The 25,190-nt window shown below is 69.2% G+C and carries 24 protein-coding genes; 13 read left to right on the forward strand and 11 right to left on the reverse strand.

Annotated elements, in window-relative coordinates:
• Positions 1-64: 64 nt before the first annotated feature.
• Positions 65-280 (reverse strand): PA3496 family putative envelope integrity protein, encoded by a 216-nt coding sequence (locus M8009_RS14400; RefSeq protein WP_250062394.1) that lies wholly within the window; start codon positions 278-280, stop codon positions 65-67.
• A 248-nt stretch (positions 281-528) separates the two neighbouring features.
• Here M8009_RS14400 and hexR point away from each other — a divergent pair, with 248 nt between their 5' ends.
• The 3 genes from hexR to M8009_RS14415 all read left to right on the forward strand — a co-directional run bounded on the left by hexR (position 529) and on the right by M8009_RS14415 (position 5,136).
• Positions 529-1,392, forward strand: coding sequence for a transcriptional regulator HexR (hexR, locus tag M8009_RS14405; protein WP_250062397.1), 864 nt, complete (start codon positions 529-531; stop codon positions 1,390-1,392).
• Positions 1,393-1,699: 307 nt separating this feature from the next.
• A complete protein-coding gene (uvrD, locus tag M8009_RS14410; RefSeq protein WP_250062399.1) occupies positions 1,700-3,907 on the forward strand; it encodes a DNA helicase II in 2,208 nt (735 codons plus the stop codon).
• Positions 3,908-4,035: 128 nt separating this feature from the next.
• On the forward strand, positions 4,036-5,136 hold the full coding sequence (locus M8009_RS14415; protein ID WP_250062401.1) for a TRAP transporter substrate-binding protein: 1,101 nt from the start codon (positions 4,036-4,038) through the stop codon (positions 5,134-5,136).
• Positions 5,137-5,218: 82 nt separating this feature from the next.
• On the opposite strand, the gene M8009_RS14420 is transcribed toward M8009_RS14415, so the two are convergent.
• On the reverse strand, positions 5,219-5,626 hold the full coding sequence (locus M8009_RS14420; protein WP_250062403.1) for an acyl-CoA thioesterase: 408 nt from the start codon (positions 5,624-5,626) through the stop codon (positions 5,219-5,221).
• Positions 5,627-5,765: 139 nt separating this feature from the next.
• Here M8009_RS14420 and M8009_RS14425 point away from each other — a divergent pair, with 139 nt between their 5' ends.
• The 6 genes from M8009_RS14425 (at position 5,766) to cysZ (ending at position 12,159) form a co-directional block, all read left to right on the forward strand.
• Entirely contained in the window at positions 5,766-6,716 is a 951-nt protein-coding gene (locus M8009_RS14425; RefSeq protein WP_250062405.1) for a phosphate ABC transporter substrate-binding protein, read from the forward strand.
• Positions 6,717-6,784: 68 nt separating this feature from the next.
• A complete protein-coding gene (locus M8009_RS14430; RefSeq protein ID WP_250062407.1) occupies positions 6,785-8,008 on the forward strand; it encodes an ABC transporter permease subunit in 1,224 nt (407 codons plus the stop codon).
• Positions 8,005-9,552: a phosphate ABC transporter permease PstA gene (pstA, locus tag M8009_RS14435; RefSeq protein WP_250062409.1), complete on the forward strand. Its 1,548-nt coding sequence runs from the start codon at positions 8,005-8,007 to the stop codon at positions 9,550-9,552. The genes M8009_RS14430 and pstA overlap by 4 nt, the downstream gene beginning before the upstream one ends.
• A 32-nt stretch (positions 9,553-9,584) precedes the next feature.
• Positions 9,585-10,403 carry a phosphate ABC transporter ATP-binding protein PstB gene (pstB, locus tag M8009_RS14440; RefSeq protein WP_250062411.1) on the forward strand — a complete coding sequence of 273 codons (819 nt, stop codon included), beginning with the start codon at positions 9,585-9,587 and terminating at the stop codon, positions 10,401-10,403.
• Between the two features lie 24 nt (positions 10,404-10,427).
• Complete coding sequence (gene phoU / locus M8009_RS14445) at positions 10,428-11,156, forward strand: phosphate signaling complex protein PhoU (RefSeq protein WP_250062413.1); 729 nt, start codon at positions 10,428-10,430, stop codon at positions 11,154-11,156.
• A gap of 250 nt (positions 11,157-11,406) precedes the next feature.
• Positions 11,407-12,159: a sulfate transporter CysZ gene (gene cysZ / locus M8009_RS14450; RefSeq protein WP_250062415.1), complete on the forward strand. Its 753-nt coding sequence runs from the start codon at positions 11,407-11,409 to the stop codon at positions 12,157-12,159.
• Here the strand turns inward: cysZ and phoR are convergent.
• From phoR to M8009_RS14470, 4 genes are all read right to left on the reverse strand, one after another.
• The gene (phoR, locus tag M8009_RS14455) at positions 12,147-13,460 is read right to left on the reverse strand and encodes a phosphate regulon sensor histidine kinase PhoR (protein ID WP_250062417.1); all 1,314 of its coding nucleotides are present in this window, start codon (positions 13,458-13,460) and stop codon (positions 12,147-12,149) included. The two genes, cysZ and phoR, sit on opposite strands and share 13 nt — an antisense overlap.
• A 1-nt stretch (position 13,461) precedes the next feature.
• Positions 13,462-14,151, reverse strand: coding sequence for a phosphate regulon transcriptional regulator PhoB (gene phoB / locus M8009_RS14460; RefSeq protein ID WP_106229634.1), 690 nt, complete (start codon positions 14,149-14,151; stop codon positions 13,462-13,464).
• Positions 14,152-14,238: 87 nt separating this feature from the next.
• Positions 14,239-15,135 carry a 4-hydroxybenzoate octaprenyltransferase gene (gene ubiA / locus M8009_RS14465; RefSeq protein ID WP_250062419.1) on the reverse strand — a complete coding sequence of 299 codons (897 nt, stop codon included), beginning with the start codon at positions 15,133-15,135 and terminating at the stop codon, positions 14,239-14,241.
• Positions 15,136-15,172: 37 nt separating this feature from the next.
• Positions 15,173-15,649: a chorismate--pyruvate lyase family protein gene (locus tag M8009_RS14470; protein WP_250062643.1), complete on the reverse strand. Its 477-nt coding sequence runs from the start codon at positions 15,647-15,649 to the stop codon at positions 15,173-15,175.
• 173 nt (positions 15,650-15,822) lie between these two features.
• On the opposite strand from M8009_RS14470, the gene M8009_RS14475 reads away from it, so the two are divergent.
• The 3 genes from M8009_RS14475 to M8009_RS14485 all read left to right on the forward strand — a co-directional run bounded on the left by M8009_RS14475 (position 15,823) and on the right by M8009_RS14485 (position 17,897).
• Positions 15,823-16,983 carry an NAD(P)/FAD-dependent oxidoreductase gene (locus M8009_RS14475; protein ID WP_250062421.1) on the forward strand — a complete coding sequence of 387 codons (1,161 nt, stop codon included), beginning with the start codon at positions 15,823-15,825 and terminating at the stop codon, positions 16,981-16,983.
• Between the two features lie 222 nt (positions 16,984-17,205).
• The gene (locus M8009_RS14480; protein ID WP_040183570.1) at positions 17,206-17,481 is read left to right on the forward strand and encodes an HU family DNA-binding protein; all 276 of its coding nucleotides are present in this window, start codon (positions 17,206-17,208) and stop codon (positions 17,479-17,481) included.
• Between the two features lie 59 nt (positions 17,482-17,540).
• On the forward strand, positions 17,541-17,897 hold the full coding sequence (locus M8009_RS14485; RefSeq protein ID WP_250062423.1) for a hypothetical protein: 357 nt from the start codon (positions 17,541-17,543) through the stop codon (positions 17,895-17,897).
• 96 nt (positions 17,898-17,993) lie between these two features.
• On the opposite strand, the gene recG is transcribed toward M8009_RS14485, so the two are convergent.
• On the reverse strand, positions 17,994-20,075 hold the full coding sequence (recG, locus tag M8009_RS14490) for an ATP-dependent DNA helicase RecG (RefSeq protein ID WP_250062644.1): 2,082 nt from the start codon (positions 20,073-20,075) through the stop codon (positions 17,994-17,996).
• Positions 20,076-20,083: 8 nt separating this feature from the next.
• Entirely contained in the window at positions 20,084-21,004 is a 921-nt protein-coding gene (locus M8009_RS14495) for a hydrogen peroxide-inducible genes activator (protein WP_250062425.1), read from the reverse strand.
• Positions 21,005-21,118: 114 nt separating this feature from the next.
• Between M8009_RS14495 and M8009_RS14500 the strand changes: the two genes are divergently transcribed.
• Complete coding sequence (locus M8009_RS14500) at positions 21,119-21,991, forward strand: SDR family oxidoreductase (protein ID WP_250062427.1); 873 nt, start codon at positions 21,119-21,121, stop codon at positions 21,989-21,991.
• Positions 21,992-22,018: 27 nt separating this feature from the next.
• Here the strand turns inward: M8009_RS14500 and thpR are convergent, their stop codons facing one another.
• The 3 genes from thpR to M8009_RS14515 form a co-directional block, all read right to left on the reverse strand.
• A complete protein-coding gene (gene thpR / locus M8009_RS14505) occupies positions 22,019-22,534 on the reverse strand; it encodes an RNA 2',3'-cyclic phosphodiesterase (RefSeq protein ID WP_250062428.1) in 516 nt (171 codons plus the stop codon).
• A 17-nt stretch (positions 22,535-22,551) separates the two neighbouring features.
• Entirely contained in the window at positions 22,552-22,941 is a 390-nt protein-coding gene (locus tag M8009_RS14510; protein WP_250062430.1) for a RidA family protein, read from the reverse strand.
• An 80-nt stretch (positions 22,942-23,021) separates the two neighbouring features.
• Positions 23,022-25,157: a RelA/SpoT family protein gene (locus M8009_RS14515; protein ID WP_250062432.1), complete on the reverse strand. Its 2,136-nt coding sequence runs from the start codon at positions 25,155-25,157 to the stop codon at positions 23,022-23,024.
• Positions 25,158-25,190 lie beyond the last annotated feature (33 nt).

Genomic DNA, 25,190 nt, shown 5'->3' on the forward strand with positions numbered 1-25,190 from the left:
ACGGTTCGGCGCATTGAACCCTCAGCGAGCCCCGCCCCGGCGGGGCTCGTTGCGTGATGTGGTGTCAGTGCATCTCGTCTTCCGCCAGCTCCTCGTCGGGCAGCGGGGCGATGTCCCGAGTCAGTCGCTTGAATTCGTTGTGCAGTTCGATACCGCGCCGGGCGCGCAGGTTGCGCTGGGCGGCGGTGCGTGAACGCTGCTCGTGTTCGACGACTTCCATGCTCATGAAGATGTCGAGAAGTTCACTCTTGAGGGAGGATATCCGTTCGACATTGCGCATGTTCGACTCTCCTGAAAGATTCGCGACACTGCATGTCTTACTATATATCACTTGACAGAATGATGACGGCGCATGCTGCGAATGCACAACGCTGTGCCAACGCTCGCCGGAGGAGATGGCACTTGGCCGTACGCGGGTGCCGAAGTGCGCATCGGTCGTCGGCTTGGGGCATACTGTGGGCATGAGTCCGCCAATCGTTCCGCCGTTCCGCCCTCGTCGCGGGACGGCCAGCCCGCAAGGAGTCCCGCGTGAGCCGCGCCCTGTTCGATGAGATGAGACGTCGCATGGAGCACTTCCGCCGCTCCGAGCAGAAGGTGGCGCGCTTCGTGCTGCGCCAACCCGAGGAAGTGATCCACATGCGCATCGTCGACCTGGCCACCGAGGCCAAGGTCAGCGAGCCCACCGTGGTGCGCTTCTGCCGCGCCCTGGGATGCAACGGCTTCCAGGACTTCAAGCTCCAGCTGGCGCAGATGCTGGCCTCGGGCAGCCAGTTCGCCCAGTTCTCGATGAACGACAGCGACTCGGTGGCGGAATTCTCCCAGAGCATCTTCGACTCCACCGTGGGCACTCTGCTCTCGGTGCGCGACCGGCTCGACAACGAGGCCCTGAGCCAGGCGATCAATGCCCTGGCCATGGCCAACCGGGTGGAGTTCTACGGCTTCGGCGCCTCCGGCGCCGTGGCCTTCGATGCCCAGCACAAGTTCTTCCGCCTGCAGATCTCCACCGCGGCCTACGCCGACCCGCACATGCAGAACATGTCGGCGGTGACCCTGAATGAGGGCGACGTGGTGGTGGCGATCTCCCAGACCGGCCGCACCCGGGCGCTGGTGGCCAGCGTGCGCCTCGCCCGGGAGGCCGGCGCCACGGTGATCGGGCTCTGCCCCAGCGGCTCTCCGCTGGCCGAGGAAGTCACCCTGCCGCTCTACATCGACGTCCACGAGGACACCGAGATCTATACCCCGATGAGCTCGCGCATCGCCCATCTGGTGCTGGTCGACGTGCTGGCGGTGGGCGTGGCCAAGACCCGCGGCCCGAAGCTCGCCGAGCAGCTCCGCGAAGTGAAGAAGAGCCTCAACCCGCTGCGCTTCCCGGAGCAGGAGGGCAAGCCCTAGGCCTTCGGCCAGCTACAAGCGCCCTTCGGGCAGCTACAAGCTACAAGGAGCGAGCTACAAGGAAACTCATGGCCTTCGGCCAACTAAAGGTTCAAGGGGCAAGCGAAAAGGAAAATCCCTTGTGGCTTGCAGCCAGGGATGGATACTGCCTTGCCCCTTGCCCCTTGCCCCTTGCCCCTTGCCCCTTGCCCCTTGCCCCTTGCCCCTTGCCCCTTGCCCCTTGCCCCTTGCCCCTTGCCCCTTGCCCCTTGCCCCTTGCCCCTATGCTAAGCTGTCGGCCCACTTTCCGAGCAGCGATGCCTTCCCCATGGACGACGTCACGGCGATTCTTGACCACATGAACCCGGCCCAGCGCGAGGCCGTCAGTGCGCCCCAGGGCAACATGCTGGTGCTGGCCGGGGCCGGGTCCGGCAAGACCCGGGTGCTGGTACATCGCATCGCCTGGCTGATGCAGGCCGAGGGCCTCTCGCCCTACGCGGTGCTCGCCGTGACCTTCACCAACAAGGCGGCCCGCGAGATGCGCACCCGCCTGGAGGCGCTGCTGGGCATCTCGCTGCGCAATGTCTGGGTGGGCACCTTCCACTCCATCGCCCACCGCCTGCTGCGCACCCACTGGCAGGATGCACGGCTGCCCCAGCACTTCCAGATCATCGACAGCGACGACCAGTTGCGGCTGGTCAAGCGGCTGCTCAAGGACCATCGCATCGACGACGAGCGCTTCCCGCCGCGCCAGGTGCAATCGTTCATCTCTGGCTGCAAGGAGGAGGGGCTGCGCCCCCACCAGGTCGATGTCCACGGCGATGCCTATCTGGCCCAGATGGTCGAGCTCTATGAGCGCTACCAGCTGACCTGCGAGCGCGGCGGCCTGGTGGACTTCGGCGAGTTGCTGCTGCGCAGCCTTGAGCTGTTGCGTGACAACCCCGAGCTGCTGGCCCACTACCAGCAGCGCTTCGGCCATGTGCTGGTCGACGAGTTCCAGGACACCAATACCCTGCAGTATGCCTGGCTCAAGCTGCTCACCGGCATGCAGACCCCGATGACCGTGGTGGGCGACGACGACCAGTCGATCTACGGCTGGCGCGGGGCGCGCATCGAGAACATCCGGCGCTTCGAGCAGGAGTTTCCTGGCGCGAAGACCGTGCGCCTGGAGCAGAATTACCGCTCCACCAGCGCCATCCTCGATGCCGCCAATGCCCTGATCCGCCACAACAGCGAGCGCATGGGCAAGGAGCTGTGGACCGAGGGTGCCAGGGGCGAGCCGATCTCCGTCTACTCGGGCTTCAACGACCTGGACGAGGCGCGTTTTATCGTCGACACCATTCGCGAGAAGGTCGAGGAGGGCACCAACCGGCGCGAGATCGCCATCCTCTACCGCTCCAACGCCCAGTCCCGGGTGCTGGAGGAGACCCTGATCCGCCAGGGCGTGCCCTACCGCATCTACGGTGGCCAGCGCTTCTACGAGCGCCTGGAGATCAAGAACGCCCTGGCCTACCTGCGGCTGCTGCTCAACCGCGACGATGACGCCTCCCTGGAGCGGGTGATCAACGTCCCGGCCCGAGGCATCGGTACCCGCACCGTGGAGGTGCTGCGCACCCGCGCCCGGCAGACCGAGGTCTCGCTGTGGCAGGCGCTGCACGACGCCCTGCTGGATGCCTCGCTCAAGGGGCGGGCGGCCACGTCGGTGCGGGCCTTCGCCGAGTTGATCGAGGGGCTCGACAACGACACCGCCGGCCTGGCGCTCCACGAGATCATCGACCATGTGATCGAGCGCAGCGGCCTGATCGAGCACCACCGCAGCGAGAAGGGCGAGAAGGGGCAGGCCCGGGTCGAGAACCTCGAGGAGCTGGTCACCGCCGCCAAGGCCTTCACCCAGGGCGAGACCTTCGAGCCCCCCGAGGCCGGCGAGGGGGCGGTGGCCCTGGAGGCCTTCCTCTCCGAGGCTGCGCTCAACGCCGGTGACCACGAGGCCGACGAGTTCGAGGACTGCGTGCAACTGATGACCCTACACTCGGCCAAGGGCCTGGAGTTCCCGGTGGTGTTCATCGCCGGGGTCGAGGAGGGCCTGTTCCCGCACAAGATGTCCATGGAGGAGCCGGGTCGCCTGGAGGAGGAGCGGCGGCTCTGCTATGTGGGCCTGACCCGTGCCATGCGCAAGCTCTACCTGACTCATGCCGAGCTGCGGCGTCTGCACGGCAAGGAGACCTTCCAGCGCGCCTCGCGCTTCCTGCGCGAGCTCCCCGAGGAGCACCTCGAGGAGGTGCGGCTGCGCGGCCAGATCTCCCGGCCGGTGACCGCCGGCCGCCCGGCCGTGGGGCTCTCGCGGCAGACCTCGGTCGATGGGGGCGCTGAACTGCCGTCGCTCTCGCTGGGCCAGCGGGTCAGCCATCCGGTGTTCGGCGAGGGGGTGATCCTCAACGCCGAGGGCGAGGGCGAGCGCGCCCGGGTCCAGGTCAGCTTCGAGGGCGAGGGCGACAAGTGGCTGGTGCTGGGCTTCGCCAAGCTGACGCCGCTCTGATTTTCGTTGACGTTGACGTCAGCTGCAGGCACTTGCCGGGCAATTCGGCCTTGACGCATACTCTTGAGCGGACACGCCTTATCCCGCGATCACAGCGGGAACAATAATCATCCTGGAGTCACGCTCGCATGCAACGTCGCCTCTTTCTAAAGAATAGCCTCAAGACCCTGGGCGCCGGTGCCGCCGCCGGCGCCGCCGCCCCCTTCATCTCCACGGCCAGTGCGCAGGAGACCATCACCTGGGACATGGTGACCTCCTGGCCCAAGAACTTCCCGGCACTGGGCACCGGGGCCAACGATTTCGCCGCGCGTATCGAGCGCCTCTCGGGCGGCCGCATGAAGGTCCGCGTGCACGGCGCGGGTGAACTGGTGCCCGCCATGGAGGTGTTCGACGCGGTGGGCGAGGGTACCGCCCAGATGGGCCACTCCGCCTCCTACTACTGGCGTGGCAAGACCCTGGCCTCCCAGTTCTTCACCGCCGTGCCCTTCGGCATGAATACCACCGAGACCAACGCCTGGCTCTACCATGGCGGTGGCCTTGAGCTGTGGGACGAGGTGTACGCCAAGCACAACCTCAAGCCCTTCCCGGTGGGCAATACCGGCACCCAGATGGCCGGCTGGTTCAAGAAGGAGATCAACTCGCTGGAGGATATGCAGGGCCTCAAGCTGCGCCTGCCGGGACTGGCCGGCGAGGCCATGAACGGCATCGGCGTGACCACCGTAAACACCCCGGGCTCCGAGATCTTCACCTCCCTGCAGACCGGCGTGCTGGATGCCGCCGACTGGGTCGGCCCCTACAACGACCTGGCCTTCGGCCTGCACCAGGTGGCCAAGTACTACTACACCTCGGCCTGGAACGAGCCCAGTGCCATCCTCGAGGGCACGGTCAACCTGGAGGCCTGGAACGCCTTGCCCGACGACCTCAAGGCGGTGGTCAGCGAGGCGGCCATGGCTTCCAACCTGGCGATGATCAGCGAGTTCGCGGTGCGTAATGCCGAGGCGCTCGATACCCTGGTCAGCGAGCATGGCGTGGAACTGCGCGCCTTCCCGGAGGAGGTACTGGAGGCGCTCTACGCCTCCTCCCAGGAGGTGCTCCAGAAGCAGGTGGAGGCCGACGAGGAGTCGCGGAAGGTCTACGACTCCTACACCGCCTTCCAGCAGAAGGTACGGCGCTTCACCGACGTGGGCGAATTCGCCTACCTGAAGACCCGGGAGAAGGTCGGCGTCTGAGGCCCGGCCTCTCTCGCCATCCTGCCATGGGCGCCCCTGGGGGGCGCCCATTCTCGCTCCGGAACTGGCACGGGGCACGGCATCAGTCGCCCTCTCGGGCGGCACGGATTCGCCCGTTGTCGTCCAGGGCCACCATAACGAAGCGGGCCTCGGTGACCTTGTGCAACTCGTCGGGGTCGCGTTCATGGGGGGCACGGATCCACACCTCCACGTCGATCTTGATCGAGCTGTGGCCGATCTCGCTGACCCGGGTGAAGATGTTGACCATCGAGCCCACCCGCACCGGGCAGAGGAAGTCCATGGCCTCGATGGCCACGGTGGCCGTGCGCCCCCGGGCCTCGCAGCCGGCGGCCACCTCGGCGGCCTGGTCCATGCGGGCGATCAGCCAGCCACCGGGAATGTCGCCGTGCAGGTTGGTATCCTGGCGACTGGCCAGCAGCTTGAGGGTCAGCCGACCCTGGGGGGCGGGAATATCGTCGATGTCTGTCATGAAAGCCTGAGCGACTCGGGTTGTTGTTGTGGGGCGTTTATCAGCTCGCCATGGTATACGGCGAGGCCATGGGTTCACCACCATTGCGACACGATGCCCCACTGCCGGCCCGGTTCACCCCTTCATCGAGGAAGCTGAGATGTCTGCCGCCCTGCGTCGTTGCCTGACTCCCTGGTTGCTGCTGGTCATGCTCTGGGCGCCTCATGCCCAGGCCCAGACAGAGGAGATTGCCGGGAGCCTGGGCACCGTGGGTTCCGATACCATGGCGGAGCTGATGCTGCGCTGGGGTGAGGCGCTGACCCGCCAGCATCCCGGCATCCGCCTGCAGCTGCAGGCCAGCGGGTCGGCCAGCGCGCCGCCGGCCCTGGTGTCCGGTACCACCCGGCTGGGGCCCATGTCCCGGCCCATGAACGAGGCCGAGCGTCGGACCTTCATCGAGCGCCATGGCTATCCGCCGCGGGAGCTGGCGGTGGCCCGGGATGCCCTGGTGGTCGTGGTCCATCGCCACAACCCGCTCGAGAGCCTGGGGAGGCGCGAGCTGGATGCCATCTTTTCCGACTCACGGCGCTGCGGGGCGAGCGAGGGGATCCGCCGCTGGCAACAGCTGGGCCTCGACAGGCCGGAGGGGCGCATCCGCCTGCATGGTCGCAATGCGGCGTCCGGCACCCAGGGGCTGTTCCGGCGGATTGCGCTGTGTGACGGCCACTTCCGTCCCGAGGTCAACGAGCACCCGGGGTCCGCCGCGGTGGTGTCAGCGGTGGCGGAGGACCCGCGGGCCATCGGCTATGCCGGGCTCAACCACCTCACGCCGGGCGTCAAGGCCCTGGCGCGCCGCGATGCCGAGGGGACGCGCCACTTCCCCGACCCCGAGGCGGTGCGGCGCGGCGACTATGCGCTTTCCCGCGACCTCTACCTCTATCTCAACCTGCCCCCCGGCGAGTCGCTGCCGGCCCCCGAGCGGGCCTTCCTCGACCTGGTGCTGTCCCCGGCCGGGCAGGCGATCGTCGAGGAGCTGGGTTTCGTGGCCCTGCCCGAGGCGAGGCGGCAGCATCAGCGACAGAGGCTGGCGCTGGGCGAGGCGGACCCCTGATGCTGTCATCTCCCTGTCATCACTCTGTCGTACGATTCCGCTAGCCCCCGTTTCGCGCAGGCCTGGTCATGCCCGACTCCTCCTCCCCGCCCTCCGTTCGACGCCGCCTGCGTCAGGGGCGCGATCGCCTGGCCACCGTCCTGGTCACCGCGGGCGGCATCGGGGTGATCGCCGCGCTGCTGGCCATCGGCGTCTTCCTGGTGGTCGAGGTGGTGCCGCTGTTCTGGCCCTCCGGTGCGACGCAGGCGGTCAGCCCCCAGGCGCTCTGGCTGCCCCTGGAGGGAGCAGATGACTCGGTCCGCTTTCGCTGGGACCCCACCGCCACCCTGGGGACGGACGAGCCGGCCCGGATCAGCCTGGTGCCCCTGGCCTGGGGCACCCTGGAGGCGGCGGCCTGGGCCCTGCTGATCGCCGTGCCCCTGGCCCTGGGCGCGGCCGCCCACTCGGCCCTGTACATGTCGCCACGCCTGCGCAGCCGCCTCAAGCCGACGCTGGAGCTGATGGAGGCGTTGCCCGGGGTGGTGATCGGCTTCGTCGCTGGCCTGGTGCTCGCCCCCTGGGTGGAGCGCCACCTGGCGGACGTGCTGGCCATGCTGGTGCTGCTGGTGCCCGGCCTGCTGCTGGCGGGTGGCCTCTGGTCGCGCCTGCCTCCGCGCCTGCAGCAGGCGCTGCCGCTGGGCTGGGCGGGGCTGTGGCTGCTGCCCTGGCTGCTGCTGCTGCTGGCCGCCTCGCACGCGCTCTCGCCCTGGCTCGAGGCCTGGGCGTTCGGCGGTGACCTGCGCCGCTGGCTGGAGGTTCACCTGGGGCTCGATGTCGCCGTGCGCAACGCCATGATCGTCGGCATGGCCATGGGCTTTGCGGTGATGCCCAGCGTCTACGCATTGGCCGAGGATGCCCTCTCGAGTGTACCGCGAAGCCTCGCGGAGGGCGCCCAGGCACTGGGGGCGACCCGCTGGCAGACCCTGTGGCGGGTGGTGCTGCCGGCGGCGTCCCCCGGGATCTTCTCGGCGGTGATGATCGGCGCCGGACGAGCCGTGGGCGAGACCATGATCGTGCTGATGGCCAGCGGCAACACGGCCCTGATGACCTGGAACCCCCTGGACGGGCTGCGCTCCCTGGCGGCCACCATCGCCATCGAGCTGCCGGAGGCGGGCCCCGAGGGCCCGCACTATCGGCTGCTGCTGCTGGCGGCCCTGCTGCTCTTCATCTTCACCTTCCTGGTCAATACCCTGGCCGAGCTGGTGCGCAGCCGCCTGCGACGGCGCTACCGGCGCCTGGGGGGCGGGGCATGAGGCCGGTTCCCGGCTCACGGGCGCGCCTGCCCCGGGGCGAGGGTCCCGGCGACTGGCTGGCGGCAGGTAGCGTGGCGCTCTCGCTGCTGGCGCTGCTGGCGCTGCTGGCGCTGCTGGCGGTTCGCGGCCTGGGACACTTCTGGCCCGCTCCCGTCGCCCTGGTGACGCTCGACGATGGCCGACAGCTCGCCGGCGAGCGGGTCCGCGAGGTCCCGCTGCCGGAGGGAGAGGGGCATGAGCGGCTCTACCGGACCGGCAACCGTGACCTGGATGGCGCCCGCTGGGCGTGGGTGGCGGTGTCGGCCATCGCCGCGGTCAGCCATCCGCCCGACCTGGTGGTGCTGGAACGCCGACGCTGGGGGGAAGCGATCGGCCGGCTCACCGTGCTGGAGAGCGCGACCGGAGAGCGCCTCGAGGGCGAGGCTGCCTGGGCGGCCCTCGAGGCGCGGCTGGCCGAGCTGGCCTCGCTGCGCCGGGCCCGCGACACCCTGCGCGACGAGGTCATCCTGCCGCGGGTCCGGGCCCTCGCGGAGGGGGCCGGCGTGGATCCCGAGCTGGCCGCGGCCAATGCCCGGCTGCGCGAGCTGCAGGCGGCCATGGAGGGGGGGCGGCTGACCCTGGCGACCGCCGAGGGGGAGCGCCTGGTGGTAGCGCTGGAGCAGATACTGCGGGCGCGGCGTCCCAATGCCATGTCGTCGCTCGACAAGCTGGCCGCCTGGGGTGAGGGCGTGTGGCGCTTCCTCTCGGAGGGCCCGCGGGCGGCCAATACCGCCGGCGGCGTCTGGCCGGCGATCTTCGGCACCGTGCTGATGGTGATGCTGATGTCGCTCCTGGTGACGCCCTTCGGGGTGCTGGCGGCCATCTACCTCAACGAGGTGGCCCATCAGGGGCGGCTGACGCGCCTGGTGCGGATCGCCGTGCGCAACCTCGCCGGGGTGCCCTCCATCGTCTATGGCGTCTTCGGCCTGGGGGTGTTCGTCTACGGCATCGGCGGCACCCTGGACGAGTGGTTCTTCGACGCGACCCTGCCCTCGCCGACCTTCGGCACCGGCGGCCTGTTGTGGGCCTCGCTGACCCTGGCCCTGCTGACCCTGCCGGTGGTGATCGTGGCCACCGAGGAGGGGCTGGCGCGAATCCCCGACCAGCAGCGCGAGGGCGCCCTGGCGCTGGGGGCCACCCGGCTGGAGATGCTCACCCGGGTGGTGTTGCCCATGGCCGCGCCGGCCATGCTCACCGGGGTGATCCTGGCCGTGGCCCGCGCCGCCGGCGAGGTCGCGCCGCTGATGCTGGTGGGCGTGGCCAAGCTGGCGCCCCAGGTGCCGGTGGACGGCGACTTCCCCTTCCTGCATCTTGACAGGAAGTTCATGCACCTCGGCTACCACATCTTCGATGCGGCCTTCCACGGCGGCGATGTCCAGGCGGCGATGCCGCTGGTCTATGCCACGGCGCTGCTGCTGGTGCTGGTGATCCTGGTGCTTAACCTGACTGCAATATTTCTGCGTCATCATCTCAGTATGCGTCACGGGGCGCTCACCCGCCGATGAGCCCACTACCGTCGCGCCACCCGGGAGCCTCGATGCCATTCGTCCAGGACCAGCGCCCGTCGTCCGACCCGGCGGCGGTCATCGACTTTTCCCCCGAGGCCAGCAGCCTGGCCATCCGGGGGCTGAGCCTCGCCTACGGGGATAAGCCGGCGCTGCGCAACCTGACGCTGCGCATCCCGCGCCACCGAGTGACGGCCTTTATCGGGCCCTCCGGCTGCGGCAAGTCGACCCTGCTGCGGGTGCTCAATCGCCTCCACGACCTCAATGACGAGGTGGTGCGCACGGGCGAGGTGCTATTCGAGGGCGAGGAGATCCATGCGCCCGGGGTGGCGGTGGCGGAACTGCGTCGGCGGGTGGGGATGGTGTTCCAGGCGCCTAACCCCTTCCCCATGTCGATCCACGACAACGTGGCCTTTGGCCTGCGCCTGCAGGGCGGGCTGAGCAAGCGCAAGCGCGACGACATCATCGAGTGGGCGCTGCGTTCGGCGGCGCTATGGGATGAGGTGAAGGACCGGCTGCGCGCTTCGGCCTGGTCGCTCTCCGGGGGCCAGCAGCAGCGCCTAGTGATCGCCCGGACCCTGGCGGTGGGGCCCGAGGTGCTGCTGCTCGACGAGCCGGCCTCGGCGCTCGACCCCATCTCCACGCTGAAGATCGAGGAGCTGATCGGCAACCTGAAGTCGCACCTGACCCTGGTGCTGGTCACCCACAACATGCAGCAGGCGGCCCGGGTCTCCGACTACACCGCCTTCCTGCAGGACGGCGAACTGGTGGAGTATGGCCCCACCGACACCCTGTTCACACACCCGCGCCTGCGGCGTACCGAGAACTACATCACCGGGCGCATGGCCTGACGGCCGGCCCCAAGGAGAGGTCCCATGGACATTACCAGCGATATCCACAGCCAGCATATCTCCCGGCAGTTCAACCAGGAGCTCGAGGAGCTCAAGACCCACCTGATGGCGATGGGGGGACTGGTCGAGAAGCAGGTGCAGGACGCCGTGGCGGCCCTGCTCGAGAGCGACTCCGAACTGGGCCAGCGCGTGGTCGACAACGATCGCGCGGTCAACGACATGCAGATCAAGATCGACGAGGAGAGCACCCAGGTGCTGGCAAGGCGCCAGCCCACCGCCTCGGACCTGCGCCTGGTGCTGGCGGTGATCCGCGCGGCCTCCGACCTGGAACGGATCGGCGACGAGGCGAGCAAGATCGCCCGCAATGCCATCGAGCTGATCGACGCCAACAACGGCAACCGCGGCTTCGTCGAGGTGCGGGTGATCAGCGAGCACGTGCGGCGCATGGTGCGCGACGCCCTGACCTCCTTCGCCCGCCTCGACACCGAGCTGGCACTCAAGCTGGTGCACGAGGACGAGGAGGTGGACAACGAGTACCGCAGCGCCATGCGCTCGCTGATGACCTTCATGATGGAGGATGCCCGTTCGATCTCCCCCATCCTCAGCCTGATGTGGATCCTGCGCGCCCTGGAACGCATCGGCGACCATGCCAACAACCTCGCCGAGTACGTGGTCTACTTGGTGAAGGGGCTGGATATCCGCCACACTGACCCGGACGACCTCGACGAGCAGGCGATCACCCGCAAGGGTTAGGTCCTTCGCCGCTGACCAGAAAGCTCGAGGCTGTTCCGGGGGCAGGTCTGCGAGGGGGCGCTGTGAACCCTTCCCTGGGCGCTACCGACGCCATCCATGGCGTAGGACCCCCTCTCCGACCTGTCCCCGGCGCCTCTTGTCGCGCAGTGTAACGGTGCAAGGGTTGACGGTTCACCACGATTGGCCGTCAATGACGCAGGCCGCCGCCCCATCGGGCGGCGGCCTGCTGCGTGACATGAGGACGTGACGGATGCTCGATGCCTTGACGGCGCTGACCCGCGGGACCCGCCTGGTCTACTCCCGCGGCCTGCGGCGCTACGTGTTCCTGCCGATACTGGTCAACCTGCTGGTCTATACGGCCATGCTCTGGTACGTGCTGGGCCACTTCGGCGGCTGGCTGGATGGCTGGATGGCCATGGTCCCCGGCTGGCTGGACTGGCTCTCCTGGCTGATCTGGCCGCTCTTCGTGGTCAGCCTGGTGCTGATCGTCTTCTTCACCTTCACCCTGGTGACCCACCTGATCGCCGCGCCCTTCTACGGCTTCCTGGCCGCCCGGGTGGAGGTGGAGGCGACCGGGCGCCCCCCGCTGGACGACCGCGGCCTGGCGAAGACGGCGGTGGATGCCATGGGGCGCGAGCTGGTCAAGCTGGGCTATATCCTGCCGCGCATGGCGCTGCTCTTCGTGCTCAGCTGGATCCCGGTGCTCAACCTGGTGGCGCCGCTGCTGTGGGCGGCCTTCTCGGCCTGGATCATGGCGATCACCTACCTCGACTACCCCATGGACAACAACAAGGTCAGCTTCCGCGACATGCGGCGCCGGCTGAGGGCGCGCTGGTGGCCGACCCTCACCTACGGCGGCTGGGTGACCCTGATTACCTGGATCCCCCTGGCCAACCTCTTCCTGCTGCCCGGCGCCGTGGCCGCGGCGGTGCTGATGTGGGAGCGCCATTACCGCGGCATCGAGGCCGACGTGGCGCCCGGCGGGCCGCCTCAGGCGCGCTGAGCGCTCTCGGCCGTCTCGCGCAGGCGCTCGGCGGGGAAGAGGCAGCGGAAGGTGGCGCCGCGGCCGGGGTGGGAGTCGATCTCCAGCCGGGCATCGTGGCGCAGCAGCACGTGCTTGACGATGGCGAGCCCCAGGCCGGTGCCGCCGGTGGCGGTGCTGCGCCCCTTGTCGACCCGGTAGAAGCGCTCTGTCAGGCGCGGGATATGCACCGGGTCGATGCCTTCACCGTCGTCCTCCACCTCCAGGCAGGCGCCCTCGCCATGGGGGCGCCAGCGCAGCACGATATGGCGCCCCTCCCCGGCATAGCGCACGGCATTGAAGGCCAGATTGGAGAGCGCACTGCGGATCTCCTGCTCGCTGCCGACCAGGAGGCGGGACTCCTCGACCTCCACCGCGATCGACTGGCGACCGGCGGAGAGCGCCGCGGCGTCGCTCTGCACGGCCGCGAGCAGCGTGTCCATCGCCAGCGGGGCGTCATCGCGCCCGCCCCGGTCGATCTCCAGCCGCGACAGCAGCAGCAGGTCGTTGACCAGGTTCTGCATGCGGTCGGTCTGGGCCTTCATCTGCGACAGGCTGCGGCCCAGTCGCGGCGGCAGCTGGCCGGCCATGTCGCCATAGGTCTCCAGGTAGCCGGCCAGCACGGTCAGCGGAGTGCGCAGCTCGTGGGAGACGTTGGCCACGAAGTCCCGACGCATCTGCTCCAGGCGATGCAGCCGGGTGATGTCCCGGGCCATCACCAGGCGCTCGTCGTCGCCGTAGAGGGTGATCTGGAACTGCAGGATCAGTCTCTCGTCGATGGGTGAGGGCAGGGTCAGCGGCTCGCGATAGTCGCGGCCATGGAAGTAATCGACGAAGCGCGGGTCACGCAGCAGGTTGGTGATGTGCTGGCCGCGGTCGAGCTGGGGCTTGAGGCCGAGCATCCGCTCGGCGGCGCTGTTCCACCACTCCAGGTCGCCGTGGCGGTCGAGCATCACCACGCTGTCGCGCATCGCCTCGGAGGACTCCTGGATGCGCTGCAGCGTGGCCCGCAGCCGCTGCTGGGTGAGGCGCTGGCTCTTCTGGTAGCGGTAGAGGCGGTCGAACAGCTCGCCCCACAGGCCGCTGGCGGCGGGGGGCTCCTCCTGGGGGCGCAGGGTGAGCCACTGGTAGAGGGCATGCAGCTGGCGCAGGTGGAAGGCCAGGCATAGCAGCAGGCCGGCGGCGATGCCGGCCACCGTGGCGGAGAGGGGCCAGCCGACCAGGGCCCCGATGGCGACCAGGGTCGCCAGTCGCCAGAACTCGCGTCGCCAGAGCCGCCCCACGTCAGCCCTTGGCGGAGAACCGGTAGCCGGTGCCACGCACGGTCTGGATCAGCTGGTGATGGGGTTCGCCCAGCGCCTTGCGCAGGCGGCGGATATGCACGTCCACGGTACGCTCCTCGACATAGACATTGCCGCCCCACACCTGGTCGAGCAGCTGCCCGCGGGTGTAGGCGCGCTCCTGGTGGGTCATGAAGAACTGCAGCAGGCGGTACTCGGTGGGCCCCATCTCCAGCGAGCGGCCATCGACGCTGACCCGGTGGCTGACCGGGTCGAGCAGCAGCCCGCCGACCTCCACCGGGTCCTCGATGCCCCGCGGCGTGGCACGGCGCAGCACCGCCTTGAGGCGCGCCACCAGCTCCCGCGGCGAGAAGGGCTTGGTGATGTAGTCGTCGGCCCCGGCCTCGAGCCCCTGGATCTTGTTGTCCTCCTCGCCCTTGGCGGTGAGCATGATGATCGGCAGCTCGGCGGTGGCCTCCTCGCGCTTGAGGCGACGGGCTAGCTCGATGCCGCTGGTCCCGGGCATCATCCAGTCGAGCAGCACCAGGTCGGGCTGGTGGTCGACCACCATGGCGTGGGCATCCTGGGCATTGTCCGCCTCGAGGACGCGATAGTCGGCCATCTCCAGCGCCACCGCGATCATCTCGCGGATCGGCGCCTCATCATCGACGATCAGTACGGTCTTGGCGGTCATCCCGGAGCCTCGTGGTCAATGACAGATCGATGACGATGACAGCACGTCATGATGACAATAGCGTGACAGCTCCTGCCTGTCGCTCTATCAGCCGCCGTTCACCGCCGGCCACAGGGAGAGCGCGATGCCGGCGAAGACCAGCAGGCCCGACCAGTGGTTGTTGAGGAAGGCCTGGAAGCAGCGGTCCCGGTCCCGCTCGCGGATCAGGAACTGCTGGTGCACGAAGGTCGCCGCCATGGCGGCCAGCCCCAGCCAGAAGAAGCCCCCCAGCGCCAGCAGTCCGCCGGCCCAGGCCAGCAGCCCCAGGGTCAGGCCCTGCAGCAGGCCGATCATCAGCCGGTCGGCGCGGCCGAACAGCACCGCGGTGGACTTGATGCCGATCTTCAGGTCGTCGTCGCGGTCGACCATGGCGTACTCGGTGTCGTAGGCCACCGTCCAGGCCACGTTGGCGGCGAACAGCAGCCAGGCCACCGGGGGCAGCGTGCCCAGCACAGCACCGAAGGCCATGGGGATCGCCCAGGAGAAGGCCGCGCCGAGGAAGGCCTGGGGCAGATGGGTGTAGCGCTTCATGAAGGGGTAGATGAAGGCCAGGATCACCCCCACCACCGAGAGCATCACCGTGAAGAGGTTGGTGAACCAGACCAGCACGAAGGCGGCCATCACCAGCATCAGGAACAGCGCCTGGGCCTCGCCCTCGCTGATCCGCCCGGTGGCCAGGGGGCGGTTTCGGGTGCGCTTGACGTGGCCGTCGAAGTGGCGGTCGGCGTAGTCGTTGACCACGCAGCCGGCGGCACGCATCAGGTAGACCCCGGCGACGAAGATCAGCAGCACCTTGCGGCCGGGTATGCCCTCGGCGGCGACCCACAGGGCCCAGAGGGTGGGCCACATCAGCAGCCAGGTGCCGATGGGGCGGTCCAGCCTCGTCAGGTGCAGGAAGTCGGGCACCCGGGCCAGGCCCCTGGGGTGCATCAGGGATCGGTCCATCTCGTCCTCGTCATATCCAGTTAGGCTGCACGGGAGCCTAGCGCGAAGGCAGCCCGAGGTCATCCGCCATGCGGTCGAGGAAGAACTCCTGGACCAGCACGGCGAAGCGCCGGTGGCGGAACAGCGAGCGGCGCGCCCAGGGGCCCGAGGCGGCATGGAAGGGGGCCGGGTCGGCACTGACCTCGAGGGGGCCGCGCTCAAGGTCCGGCTGGCGGAACAGCCAGCTGCCGAGCGAGCGTTCGCCCAGGCGGTCGAGCCGCTGGCCGTGCAGCCCGGAGAGCGGCACCACCGAGCGGGCGACCACCCAGGGGCGCTCGTCCAGGCACAGTGCCACCTCGCGCAGCCAGGCATGGCGGGCCGGTGGCAGGCCCAGGGCCAGCGCCTCGTCGCGACGCGGCCGACCGAGGCGCTGGTCCAGCAGCCGGACCCGGAAGGCCCGCTGTCCGCCGGCGCTGACCAGCCTTGCGGTGAGCGAGTCGCGGGAGGCGACCCACTGCCACCAGGCGGCGCTCATGGCAGGGCGTGCCGCCGCCAGGGGGCGCCAGCGGGGATCGCTTCCCGGGCCGTTGCTCACCGTCTCTCTCCGCGTCGATTTCGGGGGCGGCTAGTGTACCATGGCGAATTTGAACTCTTATGGTGGCCGGCCGCCATCACCTGATCTCGACGGCCCCTGCAGGAAGGATTGCCATGGCTGCACCCCTGACCATCATCGGCTCCGGCATGGCGGGCCTGGGCCTGCTGCGCCAGCTGCGCGCGCAGGACCCGACGCGACCGGTGACGCTGATCACCGCCGACAGCGGCGATGACTATTCCAAGCCGCTGCTCTCCACCGGGTTCGCCAAGCGCCTGCCGCCGCAGCGCCTGGCGGCACGTTCGGCCCTGGAGGTTGCCGACGACCTCGGCGTCGTGGTGCGCACCCACACGCGGGTGGAGGCCATCGACCCGGTGGAGCGCACCCTGACCCTCGGCACCGAGACCCTGCCCTGGAGCGAGCTGGTGCTGGCCACCGGCGCCTCCCCGGTGCACCCCTTCGCGGTGCCCGACGCCGTGGCCGACCGGGTGTTCAGCATCAATGACCTGGACGACTACCGCGCCTTCCATGCGGCCCTGGAGGCGCTGGGCCGGCCGGCGCGCGTGGCGGTCATCGGCATGGGCCTGGTGGGTTGCGAGTTCGCCAACGACCTCACCGCCGGCGGCCACGCCGTCGAGCTGGTCGCCCCGGAGCCCGCGCCCCTGCCGCGCCTGGTGCCGGAGCCCCTGGGACGCGCCCTGGGCGAGGCCTTCCGGGAGGCCGGGATGGTGCTGCACAGCGGACGCCAGCTGGTGGCCCTGGGGGCCGAGGGTGCCTGTGTCGGCCTGGAACTGGACGGTGGCGCCTCGCTGGCGGCCGATCTGGTGCTGGTGGCCACGGGGCTGCGGCCGCGTAGCGTCCTGGCCGAGTCGGCCGGGCTCGAGGTCAGCGAGGCGGGCATCCACGCCGACCGGCACCTGGCCACCTCGGTGCCCGGCATCCATGCCCTGGGCGATGCGGCCTGCGTCGATGGCGTCAATGCCATGTACGTGCAGCCGCTGCTGGCCAGCGCCAGGGCCCTGGCCCGCACCCTGACCGGTACCCCCACCGCGGTGACCTATGGCCCCTGGCCGGTGCTGGTCAAGACCCCCCTGTTGCCGGTGGTGGCCCTTCCGCCGGCGCGTCCCCCGTCACGCTGGCGCCTCGAGGGGGAGGGCGGTGACCTGACGGCCCTGGCCGAGGCCGAGGACGGACGTTTGATCGGATTTGCGTTGACAGGACGCTGCGTCCGTCGGAAAGTCGAACTGGCGCGAGCCGCGCCGCCGTTGCTAGGCTAGTCTCGTCTACGGCGGGGCCTGCCGCGGACAGCGAGCCGACAAAGCAGCGGCGTTGAGGACCGGTATCATCCGCATGTCGTTTCCCGAGATCTCCCCGTCTGTGGCACGAGGCCCCGGGATCGAGAGAGCCGGCATGCGCGTGATGCAGTACTCGTTCATCTGCCATAACAACACCGCCGGTGGTGATCGCCGGCATCATGATGCCAATACCAGGAGGGCTGTATGCGCAAGCCAGAACTCGCCGCGGCGATTGCCGAGCGTGCCGATCTTTCCAAGGACAAGGCGAGCCAGGTGCTCAACGTGATCCTCGACGAGATCACCGGTAGCGTTTCCCAGGGGCAGGACGTGACCCTGATCGGCTTCGGTACCTTCAGCGTGCGCGAGCGCGCCGCACGCACCGGCAAGAACCCCCAGACCGGCCAGCCGCTGACAATTCCGGCCAGCAAGACCGTCGCCTTCAAGCCGGGCAAGGGCCTCAAGGACGCCGTAGCGAAGTAAGGCATTGCGGCCCGTTCCATGCGGGTCGCTCACTCGACATTCCCGGTGGCGGAGCCGATATGAAGCTGCGATTGATGCTGTGGCTGCTCGGGCTGATGCTCAAGCGAGCCCTGCGCCGCAAGGCGCGGTTCCGCGAACTGCTCGGCGAGATGCGTGGCCTCGACTGGGGCATCGCCACCGAGGACCTCTCCATCGCCCGCCACTACCGCATGTCGCCCCGCGGCATCCGCGCGGGCCGAGGCCTGCCGGTGGACCTCGACCTGGAACTGCGCTTCGAGGACGAGGCCACGGCCATCAGGGTCCTCAAGAAGCCGACCCAGCAGGCCTTTCTCGACGGCATGATGGCCGGCAGCGTGCGCCTGGTCGGCGACTCCGGCGACCTGCAGAAGCTGCAGCGGCTGCTCAAGCATCTATAGCTGAAAGCGCCGAGCGCCGAGCGCCGAGCGCCGAGCTACAAGTAAACCCCTTGTAGCTTGCCTCGGTGGCATACACTGCTTGGCCGCTTGGCGCCGTCACACCTGCCCATAGCGCCCCGCTTCCTCGCCCAGCCAGCGGCGGATCAGCGGGCGGCTGGCCTGGGGATGCGCGTCGAGGAGCGCCTCGGCCAGGGGAGCCACGCGCTCCAGCAGGTCGGCGTCGCGCTCCAGGTCGGCGATCTTCATCTGCGCGAGCCCCGTCTGGCGGGTGCCCAGCACCTCGCCGGGGCCACGGATCTCCAGGTCCTTCTCGGCGATGCGAAAGCCGTCGGTGGTCTCGCGCATAACTGCCAGGCGCTCCCGGGAGTGGGCCGACAGCGGCGGGTGATAGAGCAGCACGCAGAAGCTCTCGACGGCGCCGCGACCTACCCGGCCGCGCAGCTGGTGGAGCTGGGAGAGGCCCAGGCGCTCCGGGTTCTCGATGATCATCAGGCTGGCATTGGGCACGTCGACCCCCACCTCGATCACCGTGGTGGCCACCAGCAGGTCCAGCTCGCCGGCCTTGAAGGCCTCCATCACCGCGGCCTTCTCACTGGCCTTCATGCGCCCGTGGACCAGGCCGATGGCCAGTTCCGGCAGGGTCTCGACGAGCTCGTCGCGGGTCGCCTCGGCGGCCTGGCACTCAAGGACTTCGGACTCCTCGATCAGGGTGCAGACCCAGTAGGCCTGGCGGCCCTCGGCGCAGGCGTGGCGGATGCGCGCCATCACTTCGGGGCGCCGCTCGTCGGGCATCACCACCGTCTTTACCGGGGTCCGGCCCGGGGGCAGCTCGTCGATCACTGAGACGTCCAGGTCGGCATAGGCGCTCATCGCCAGGGTGCGCGGGATCGGGGTGGCGGTCATCACCAGCTGGTGGGGGGTCAGGCCGCCGGCCTCGCCCTTCTCGCGCAGCGCCAGGCGCTGGTGGACGCCGAAACGGTGCTGCTCGTCGACGATCGCCAGGCCCAGGCGCTGGAAGTGGACGTCGCCCTGGAAGAGCGCATGGGTGCCCACCACCATGCGCGCCCGGCCATCCTGGATGGCCGCCTTGGTATCCAGGCGCGCCTTGCCCTTGAGCTTGCCGGAGAGCCAGGCGACCTCGATGCCCAGCGGCTCGAACCAGGCGCTGAAGGTGCGATAGTGCTGCTCGGCCAGTATCTCGGTGGGGGCCATCATCGCCGCCTGGCAGTCGGCGGCGATGGCCGAGAGCGCCGCCATGGCGGCAACCACCGTCTTGCCCGAGCCCACGTCGCCCTGCACCAGCCGCAGCATGGGCACCTGGCGTGCCAGGTCGGCGGCGATCTCGTCGAGCACCCGGCGCTGGGCACCGGTCAGCGCGAAGGGCAGCTGGGTCAGGAAGCGGGCCTGCAGGCTGCGTCCGCCGGGCAGCGCCGGGGCGCCGTCCTCCTGGATGCGCTGGCGCACCTCCTGCAGGCTGAGCCGGTGGGCGAGCAGTTCCTCCAGGGCCAGGCGGCGCCGCGCCGGGTGCCGGCCGGCCGCCAGCTGCTCGGCGTCGGCCTCCGGCGGCGGGCGGTGCAGGGTGTCCAGGCAGTGGTGAAGCTCGGGCAGGTCGAAACGCTCGCGCAGGGACGCGGGAATGCCGTCGGGGAGGGCGTCCGGGGCAGCATCCAGGCGGGCCAGGGCCTGGTCGATCAGCGCCCGCAGGCGAGTCTGATGGAGGCCCTCGGTCGCCGGGTAGATGGGCGTCAGGTGGTCCTCCACCGGCGCCTCGCCGCTGGCCAGCAGGCGGTACTCCGGGTGATAGAGCTCCAGGCCGGTGGCGCCGGCACGGGCCTCGCCGAAGGCGCGCACCCGCACCCCAGGCTGGAACTGCTGCTGCTGTGCCGGGGAGAAGTGGAAGAAGCGCAGGCTGAGGATGCCGGAGCCGTCACGCAGGCGCACCAGCAGGCTGCGCCGACGGCCGCGCACTACCTCGCCGGCCACCACCTCGCCCTCCACCACGGCCTCGTGGCCCGCGCGCAGGGTGGCGATGGGGGTGATGCGGGTGCGGTCCTGGTAGCGCAGCGGCAGGTGGAACAGCAGGTCGCTGACTCGCTCGATGCCCAGCCGGGCCAGCTTGAGCGCCAGTGCCTCGCCGACGCCCTTGAGCTCCGTGACGGGCGCGTCAAGAGAACTGATCTCAGTGCTCATGCCGGATCGAGCTCTGCCTGACGGCAGCGCTCGATGGCGTCGGTGACGGCATCGATGGCCCGGGGCCGCGGGAAGCTGGCGCGCCAGGCGATGGCCACGGTCCGCGAAGGTGCCGGGGCAGAGAAGGGGCGGCTGATCAGCATGCCGCTCTCGTAGTGGCCGGTGCCGATGGCCGAGTGGGGCAGCACGGTGATGCCGAGCTTGGAGGCCACCATGTGGCGGATGGTCTCCAGCGAGCCGCCCTCGGCGGTGAGGGTATTGCTGGGGCTGGCGAGCTGGTGGCTGATCGCCGGGCAGGCCTCGAGGATCTGGTCACGGAAGCAGTGGCCCTCGCCGAGCAGCAGCAGCCGCTCCTCCAGCAGGTCCTCCTTGTCGATGTCCTCCCGGGAGGCCCAGCGATGGTCGGCCGGCAGCAGCACCTCGAAGGCCTCCTCGTAGAGCGGCTTGGTGACCACGTCGGTCTCGGTGAAGGGCAGCGCGATGATGATGGCATCCAGTTCGCCGCTGCGCAGCTTGCGGCGCAGGTTACCGGTGAAGCCCTCCTCGATATAGAGCGACATCTGCGGGGCACGCCGCGAGAGCTCCGGGATCAGGTGAGGGAAGAGGTAGGGGCCGATGGTGTAGATGGCGCCGATGCGCAGGGGGCTCGCCAGCTGGTCGCGACCGGCCGTGGCGAGTTCCTTGATGACGCTGGCCTGTTCCAGCACGCGCTGGGCCTGTTCGACGATTCGCTCGCCCATGGGGGTGACCTGCACGGTGGATTTGGAGCGCTCGAACAGGGCCACGCCCAGCTCCTCCTCGAGCTTCTTGACGGCCACCGAGAGCGTCGGCTGGGAGACGAAGCAGCGCTCCGCCGCGCGTCCGAAATGGCGCTCCTGGGCCAGTGTCACGATGTAGCGGAGTTCTGTTAGAGTCATTGTGGTGCCGGCAGGCATCCTCTTCCGAACGGGTGATGGTCACAGGCGATCTCGCCCGACACCAAGGGACACAATAATGCCAATAGGGACTTTTTATCAGGGGGCGAGGGAAAGGTGAAGACGACGACACTGATTCTGGGCTGCGGCGACATCGGCATGGCACTGGGACGCGAGCTGCACGAGGCGGGGCACCGGGTGATCGGGGCGCGCCGCAACCCGGGCGCACTGGAGGGCAGCGGGCTGGAGGCCGTCGCGGTCGACCTGAACGAGCCAACCACCCTGGCCGGGCTGCCCGATGCCGAGACACTGGTCTACGTGGTCAGCGCCGACCGCTTCGACGAGGCGGCCTATCGCGCCGCCTACCTCGATGGCCTGACCGCGGTGCTGGCCGAATTCGCCGCCCGTGACACGCCGCCCGGGCGGGTGTTCTTCGTCTCCTCGACCAGCGTCTACGCCCAACGCGATGGCGAGGTGGTCGACGAGACCAGCCCCGTCGAGCCCTCGGGCTTCTCGGGCCTGCTGATGCGCGAGGCCGAGCAGGCGCTGATCGACCATGACCTGCCGGGCACCGTGGTGCGCTTCTCGGGCATCTACGGCCCGGGCCGTGACCGCCTGATCCGCCAGGTCGGCGAGGGACGTATCGCCCCGGCGAGCCCCGTCATGTACTCCAACCGCATCCACCGCGACGACTGCGCCGGAATCCTGGCGCACCTGATTGGCCGGCAGCTGGCCGGCGACCCCCTCGAGGCGCTCTATCTCGCCAGCGACTGCGAGCCGGCGCCCCTGCACGAGGTGATGGCCTGGCTGGCGAAGCAGTTGAAGGTCGAGGCCACCGAGACCATCCAGTCGCCGCTGCGCCGGCGTGCCAGCAAGCGCTGCGACAATACCCGGCTTCTCGAGAGCGGCTATCGCTTCCACTACCCGAGCTTCCGCGAGGGCTATGCCCAGGTGCTGAAGGCGGGGGGCTTCCTGCCCGAGAGGGCGTGATGGAGCCCCGATAGGAAGACGGCCCGCTCAGGCCACCGGTGAACGAGCCAGGGTCTGGTAGCGGGCGCCGTCGTTCTCGGTGAAGGAGCGCACCAGTGAGAATCGCCGCCACGGCCAGGCCAGGTCGATCGTGGGCAGGCCCCGGGTCTCCAGTCGGCGGGCGCGGCGCAGCAGGGTGACGTGGGGCACGAAGTGCTCCAGCCTGTGGTTGAACCCGAACGCTGCGAGCCCGTCCCACAGTGACCCATGGAGCCGCGCCAGCGCCGTGTCGGGTTCCCGGCCGCCGACCCAGACGATGCCGGGGCGACGGAAGGTGCCCCAGGCATCGAGCCGCCACTCCCCCGATGGGATCGACCGCTCACCGACCCAGGCCGAGAGCGCCGTCACCCGCTCCTCGGGCACCTCGCCGAGGAAGGCCAGCGTCAGGTGCAGGCTTTCGTCTGGCATGCGCCGCCCGCCGCAGCGGGCCTGGGCGAGATCGGCCAGTTCCCCCAGCCGCTCGCGAAGTGAATCAGGCGGCTCCAGCGCCAGAAATAAACGCAATAAGATCGTCCTTCCGCTCAGTCGCCGATGACCATGATCCCCTCCGCCTCGAACTGCGCGCCCTTGGGCAGCGCCTTGACGCCGATGGCGGCGCGGGCCGGATAGGGCCTCTCGAAGAACTCTTCCATCACCTCGTTGACCACGGCGAAGTTGTCCAGGTCGACCAGGTAGAGGTTGAGCTTGACCACGTCCTGCAGGGTGCCGGCGGCCTCCTCGCAGACGGCCCTGAGGTTGGTGAAGACCTGGCGCGCCTGGGCCTCGAAGTCGTCGGAGACGAGCGTCATGGTGGCCGGGTCCAGCGGGATCTGCCCGGAGAGGTAGACGGTGTTGCCGGCCTTGATGGCCTGGGAGTAGGGGCCGATGGCGGCGGGAGCCTGGTCGGTGTTGATCACGGCCTTGTTGCTCATGGTAATTCTCCTTTCAGTCCAGCGTCGCGAAATGGGAAAGCCGCCGCCGTCGCGTCATGCGGCCGGCGGGCGACAAGGGTTCAGTTGCCGAGGCGGGTGATGCGGCCTACGTGGGCGAGGTTGCGCAGGCGCTTGATGATGCGCGCCAGGTGCACGCGGTTGCGCACCGAGAGGATGAGGTTGACGATCGACAGCCGCGCATCGCGTTCCTCGATGCCGATGTGCTCGATGTTGGCGCCGGCGTCGGTGACCAGCGCGGCGAGTTCCGCTACCAGGCCGCGGCGGCTCTCCACCTCCAGGCGCAGGGCGGCCGGGAAGTCCTCGTCGATGTCGTCGGACCACTCCAGGGCGAACAGCTTGTCCGGGTCGTTCCTGAGCTCGGCGAGGTTGCGGCACTCGGTGCGGTGGACCACGATGCCCTTGCCCGCGGAGAGGTGGCCGACCACCGGGTCGCCGGGCAGCGGACGGCAGCAGCGGGCGAACTTGATCACCATGCCTTCCGCGCCGCTGATCACGACCGGTCTCTGGGCATGCGACGGCTGCGCCGCGGGCTGGCCCGTCTCGCCCTGCTGCAGCTCGAGCAGCCGGCGGGCCACCACATGGGCAACCCGGGTGCCCAGCCCGATGGATTCCAGCAGGCTCTCCTGCCCCTTCAGCGAATGCTCCTTGAGCAGGCTCTCGAGCAGGCCCTCGGGCAGCTCCTCCAGGCTGGTCTCGAACGGCGCCAGGGCCTTGTTGAGCAGGCGTCGGCCCAGCTGTACCGCCTCGGTGTGCTGCTGGTGCTTGAGCGCGTGGCGGATCGCCGAGCGCGCCTTGGCGGTGACCACGAAGTTGAGCCAGGCCAGGTTGGGCCGCGCCCCGGGAGCGGTGATGATCTCCAGGGTCTGGCCGCTCTCCAGGCGGGTGGAGAGCGGCGCCAGGTGGCGGTCGATGCGACAGGCGATGCAGCTGTTGCCGATGTCGGTATGCACGCTGTAGGCGAAGTCGATCACCGTGGCGCCCTGGGGCAGCTCCATGATGTCGCCCTTGGGCGTGAACACGTAGATGTCGTCGGGGAAGAGGTCGTTCTTGACGTGCTCGATGAACTCCAGCGAATCCCCGGCGTGGCGCTGCATCTCCAGCAGGCCCTTGACCCAGGCCCGGGCCCGGGCATGGCTGCCCTGGGCGATGGGGTGCTCGGTCTGGCCGGCCTTGTAGAGCCAGTGGGCGGCGATGCCGTTGTTGGCCAGGGCCTCCATCTCGCGGGTGCGGATCTGCACCTCGATGGGCATGCCGCCACGGCCGAACAGGGTGGTGTGCAGGCTCTGGTAGCCGTTGGCCTTGGGGATGGCGATGTAGTCCTTGAAGCGACCCGGCACCGGCTTGTAGAGGTTGTGCACCACGCCGAGGATCCGGTAGCAGCTGTCGACGTTCTCGGTGATGATGCGAAAGCCGAAGACGTCCATGATCTCGGCGAAGGACTTCCGCTGGTCGCGCATCTTGCGGTAGATCGACAGCAGGTGCTTCTGGCGGCCGATCACCGTGCCCGGCAGCCCCTCGTCGTCGAGGCTCTGCTGCAGGCTGGTCTGGAGTTGGCGGATCGTCGAGCGGCGATGGCCCCGGGCGCTGGAGACGGCGCGCTTGATGCGCTCGGCGCGCATCGGATAGAGGGCCTGGAAGGAGAGGTCCTCGAGCTCGACCCGAATGGTGTTGATGCCCAGCCGACTGGCGATGCGGGCGTAGATCTCCAGGGTCTCGCGGGCGATGCGGCGTTTCTTCTCGGGGCGCAGCGCGCCCAGGGTGCGCATGTTGTGCAGGCGGTCGGCGAGCTTGACGATGATCACCCGGATGTCGCGCGACATCGCCAGCACCATCTTCTGGAAGTTCTCGGCCTGGGCGACCGCCTTGTCCTCGAAGGTGATCTGGGTCAGCTTGGAGACGCCGTCGACCAACTCGGCGACGGGCTTGCCGAACTGTTCGCCCAGGGCCTTCTTGGAGACCCCGGTATCCTCGATGACGTCGTGCAGCATCGCGGCCATCAGGCTCTGATGGTCCATGTGCATGTTGGCCAGGATGTTGGCCACCGCCAGGGGGTGCGTGACGTAGGGCTCGCCGGAGCGCCGCCGCTGGCCGTCGTGGGCCTGCTCGGCATAGTAGAAGGCGCGCCTGACCTGCCGGATCTCGTCCTGGGGAAGGTAGCCGCCGAGTCGGTCGGCCAGGTCATCGATGGTGAACATGCGGCGCGCCCTGACTGCTGCGTGATGGCCCTG

It is taken from the genome of Halomonas gemina (assembly GCF_023554995.1).
Classification (GTDB): Bacteria; Pseudomonadota; Gammaproteobacteria; order Pseudomonadales; family Halomonadaceae; genus Halomonas; species Halomonas gemina.

Excerpts from the sequence above, each read along its gene's own strand:
- uvrD (WP_250062399.1), top strand. The coding sequence starts at position 1,700 with ATGGACGACGTCACGGCGATTCTTGACCACATGAACCCGGCCCAGCGC.
- phoB (WP_106229634.1), bottom strand. The coding sequence starts at position 14,151 with ATGACCGCCAAGACCGTACTGATCGTCGATGATGAGGCGCCGATCCGC.
- M8009_RS14430 (WP_250062407.1), top strand. The coding sequence starts at position 6,785 with ATGCCCGACTCCTCCTCCCCGCCCTCCGTTCGACGCCGCCTGCGTCAG.
- M8009_RS14515 (WP_250062432.1), bottom strand. The coding sequence starts at position 25,157 with ATGTTCACCATCGATGACCTGGCCGACCGACTCGGCGGCTACCTTCCC.
- pstA (WP_250062409.1), top strand. The coding sequence starts at position 8,005 with ATGAGGCCGGTTCCCGGCTCACGGGCGCGCCTGCCCCGGGGCGAGGGT.
- M8009_RS14415 (WP_250062401.1), top strand. The coding sequence starts at position 4,036 with ATGCAACGTCGCCTCTTTCTAAAGAATAGCCTCAAGACCCTGGGCGCC.
- cysZ (WP_250062415.1), top strand. The coding sequence starts at position 11,407 with ATGCTCGATGCCTTGACGGCGCTGACCCGCGGGACCCGCCTGGTCTAC.
- M8009_RS14495 (WP_250062425.1), bottom strand. The coding sequence starts at position 21,004 with ATGACTCTAACAGAACTCCGCTACATCGTGACACTGGCCCAGGAGCGC.
- M8009_RS14475 (WP_250062421.1), top strand. The coding sequence starts at position 15,823 with ATGGCTGCACCCCTGACCATCATCGGCTCCGGCATGGCGGGCCTGGGC.
- ubiA (WP_250062419.1), bottom strand. The coding sequence starts at position 15,135 with ATGGACCGATCCCTGATGCACCCCAGGGGCCTGGCCCGGGTGCCCGAC.
- phoU (WP_250062413.1), top strand. The coding sequence starts at position 10,428 with ATGGACATTACCAGCGATATCCACAGCCAGCATATCTCCCGGCAGTTC.
- M8009_RS14480 (WP_040183570.1), top strand. The coding sequence starts at position 17,206 with ATGCGCAAGCCAGAACTCGCCGCGGCGATTGCCGAGCGTGCCGATCTT.
- M8009_RS14470 (WP_250062643.1), bottom strand. The coding sequence starts at position 15,649 with ATGAGCGCCGCCTGGTGGCAGTGGGTCGCCTCCCGCGACTCGCTCACC.
- pstB (WP_250062411.1), top strand. The coding sequence starts at position 9,585 with ATGCCATTCGTCCAGGACCAGCGCCCGTCGTCCGACCCGGCGGCGGTC.
- M8009_RS14400 (WP_250062394.1), bottom strand. The coding sequence starts at position 280 with ATGCGCAATGTCGAACGGATATCCTCCCTCAAGAGTGAACTTCTCGAC.
- M8009_RS14425 (WP_250062405.1), top strand. The coding sequence starts at position 5,766 with ATGTCTGCCGCCCTGCGTCGTTGCCTGACTCCCTGGTTGCTGCTGGTC.
- M8009_RS14420 (WP_250062403.1), bottom strand. The coding sequence starts at position 5,626 with ATGACAGACATCGACGATATTCCCGCCCCCCAGGGTCGGCTGACCCTC.
- M8009_RS14485 (WP_250062423.1), top strand. The coding sequence starts at position 17,541 with ATGAAGCTGCGATTGATGCTGTGGCTGCTCGGGCTGATGCTCAAGCGA.
- M8009_RS14510 (WP_250062430.1), bottom strand. The coding sequence starts at position 22,941 with ATGAGCAACAAGGCCGTGATCAACACCGACCAGGCTCCCGCCGCCATC.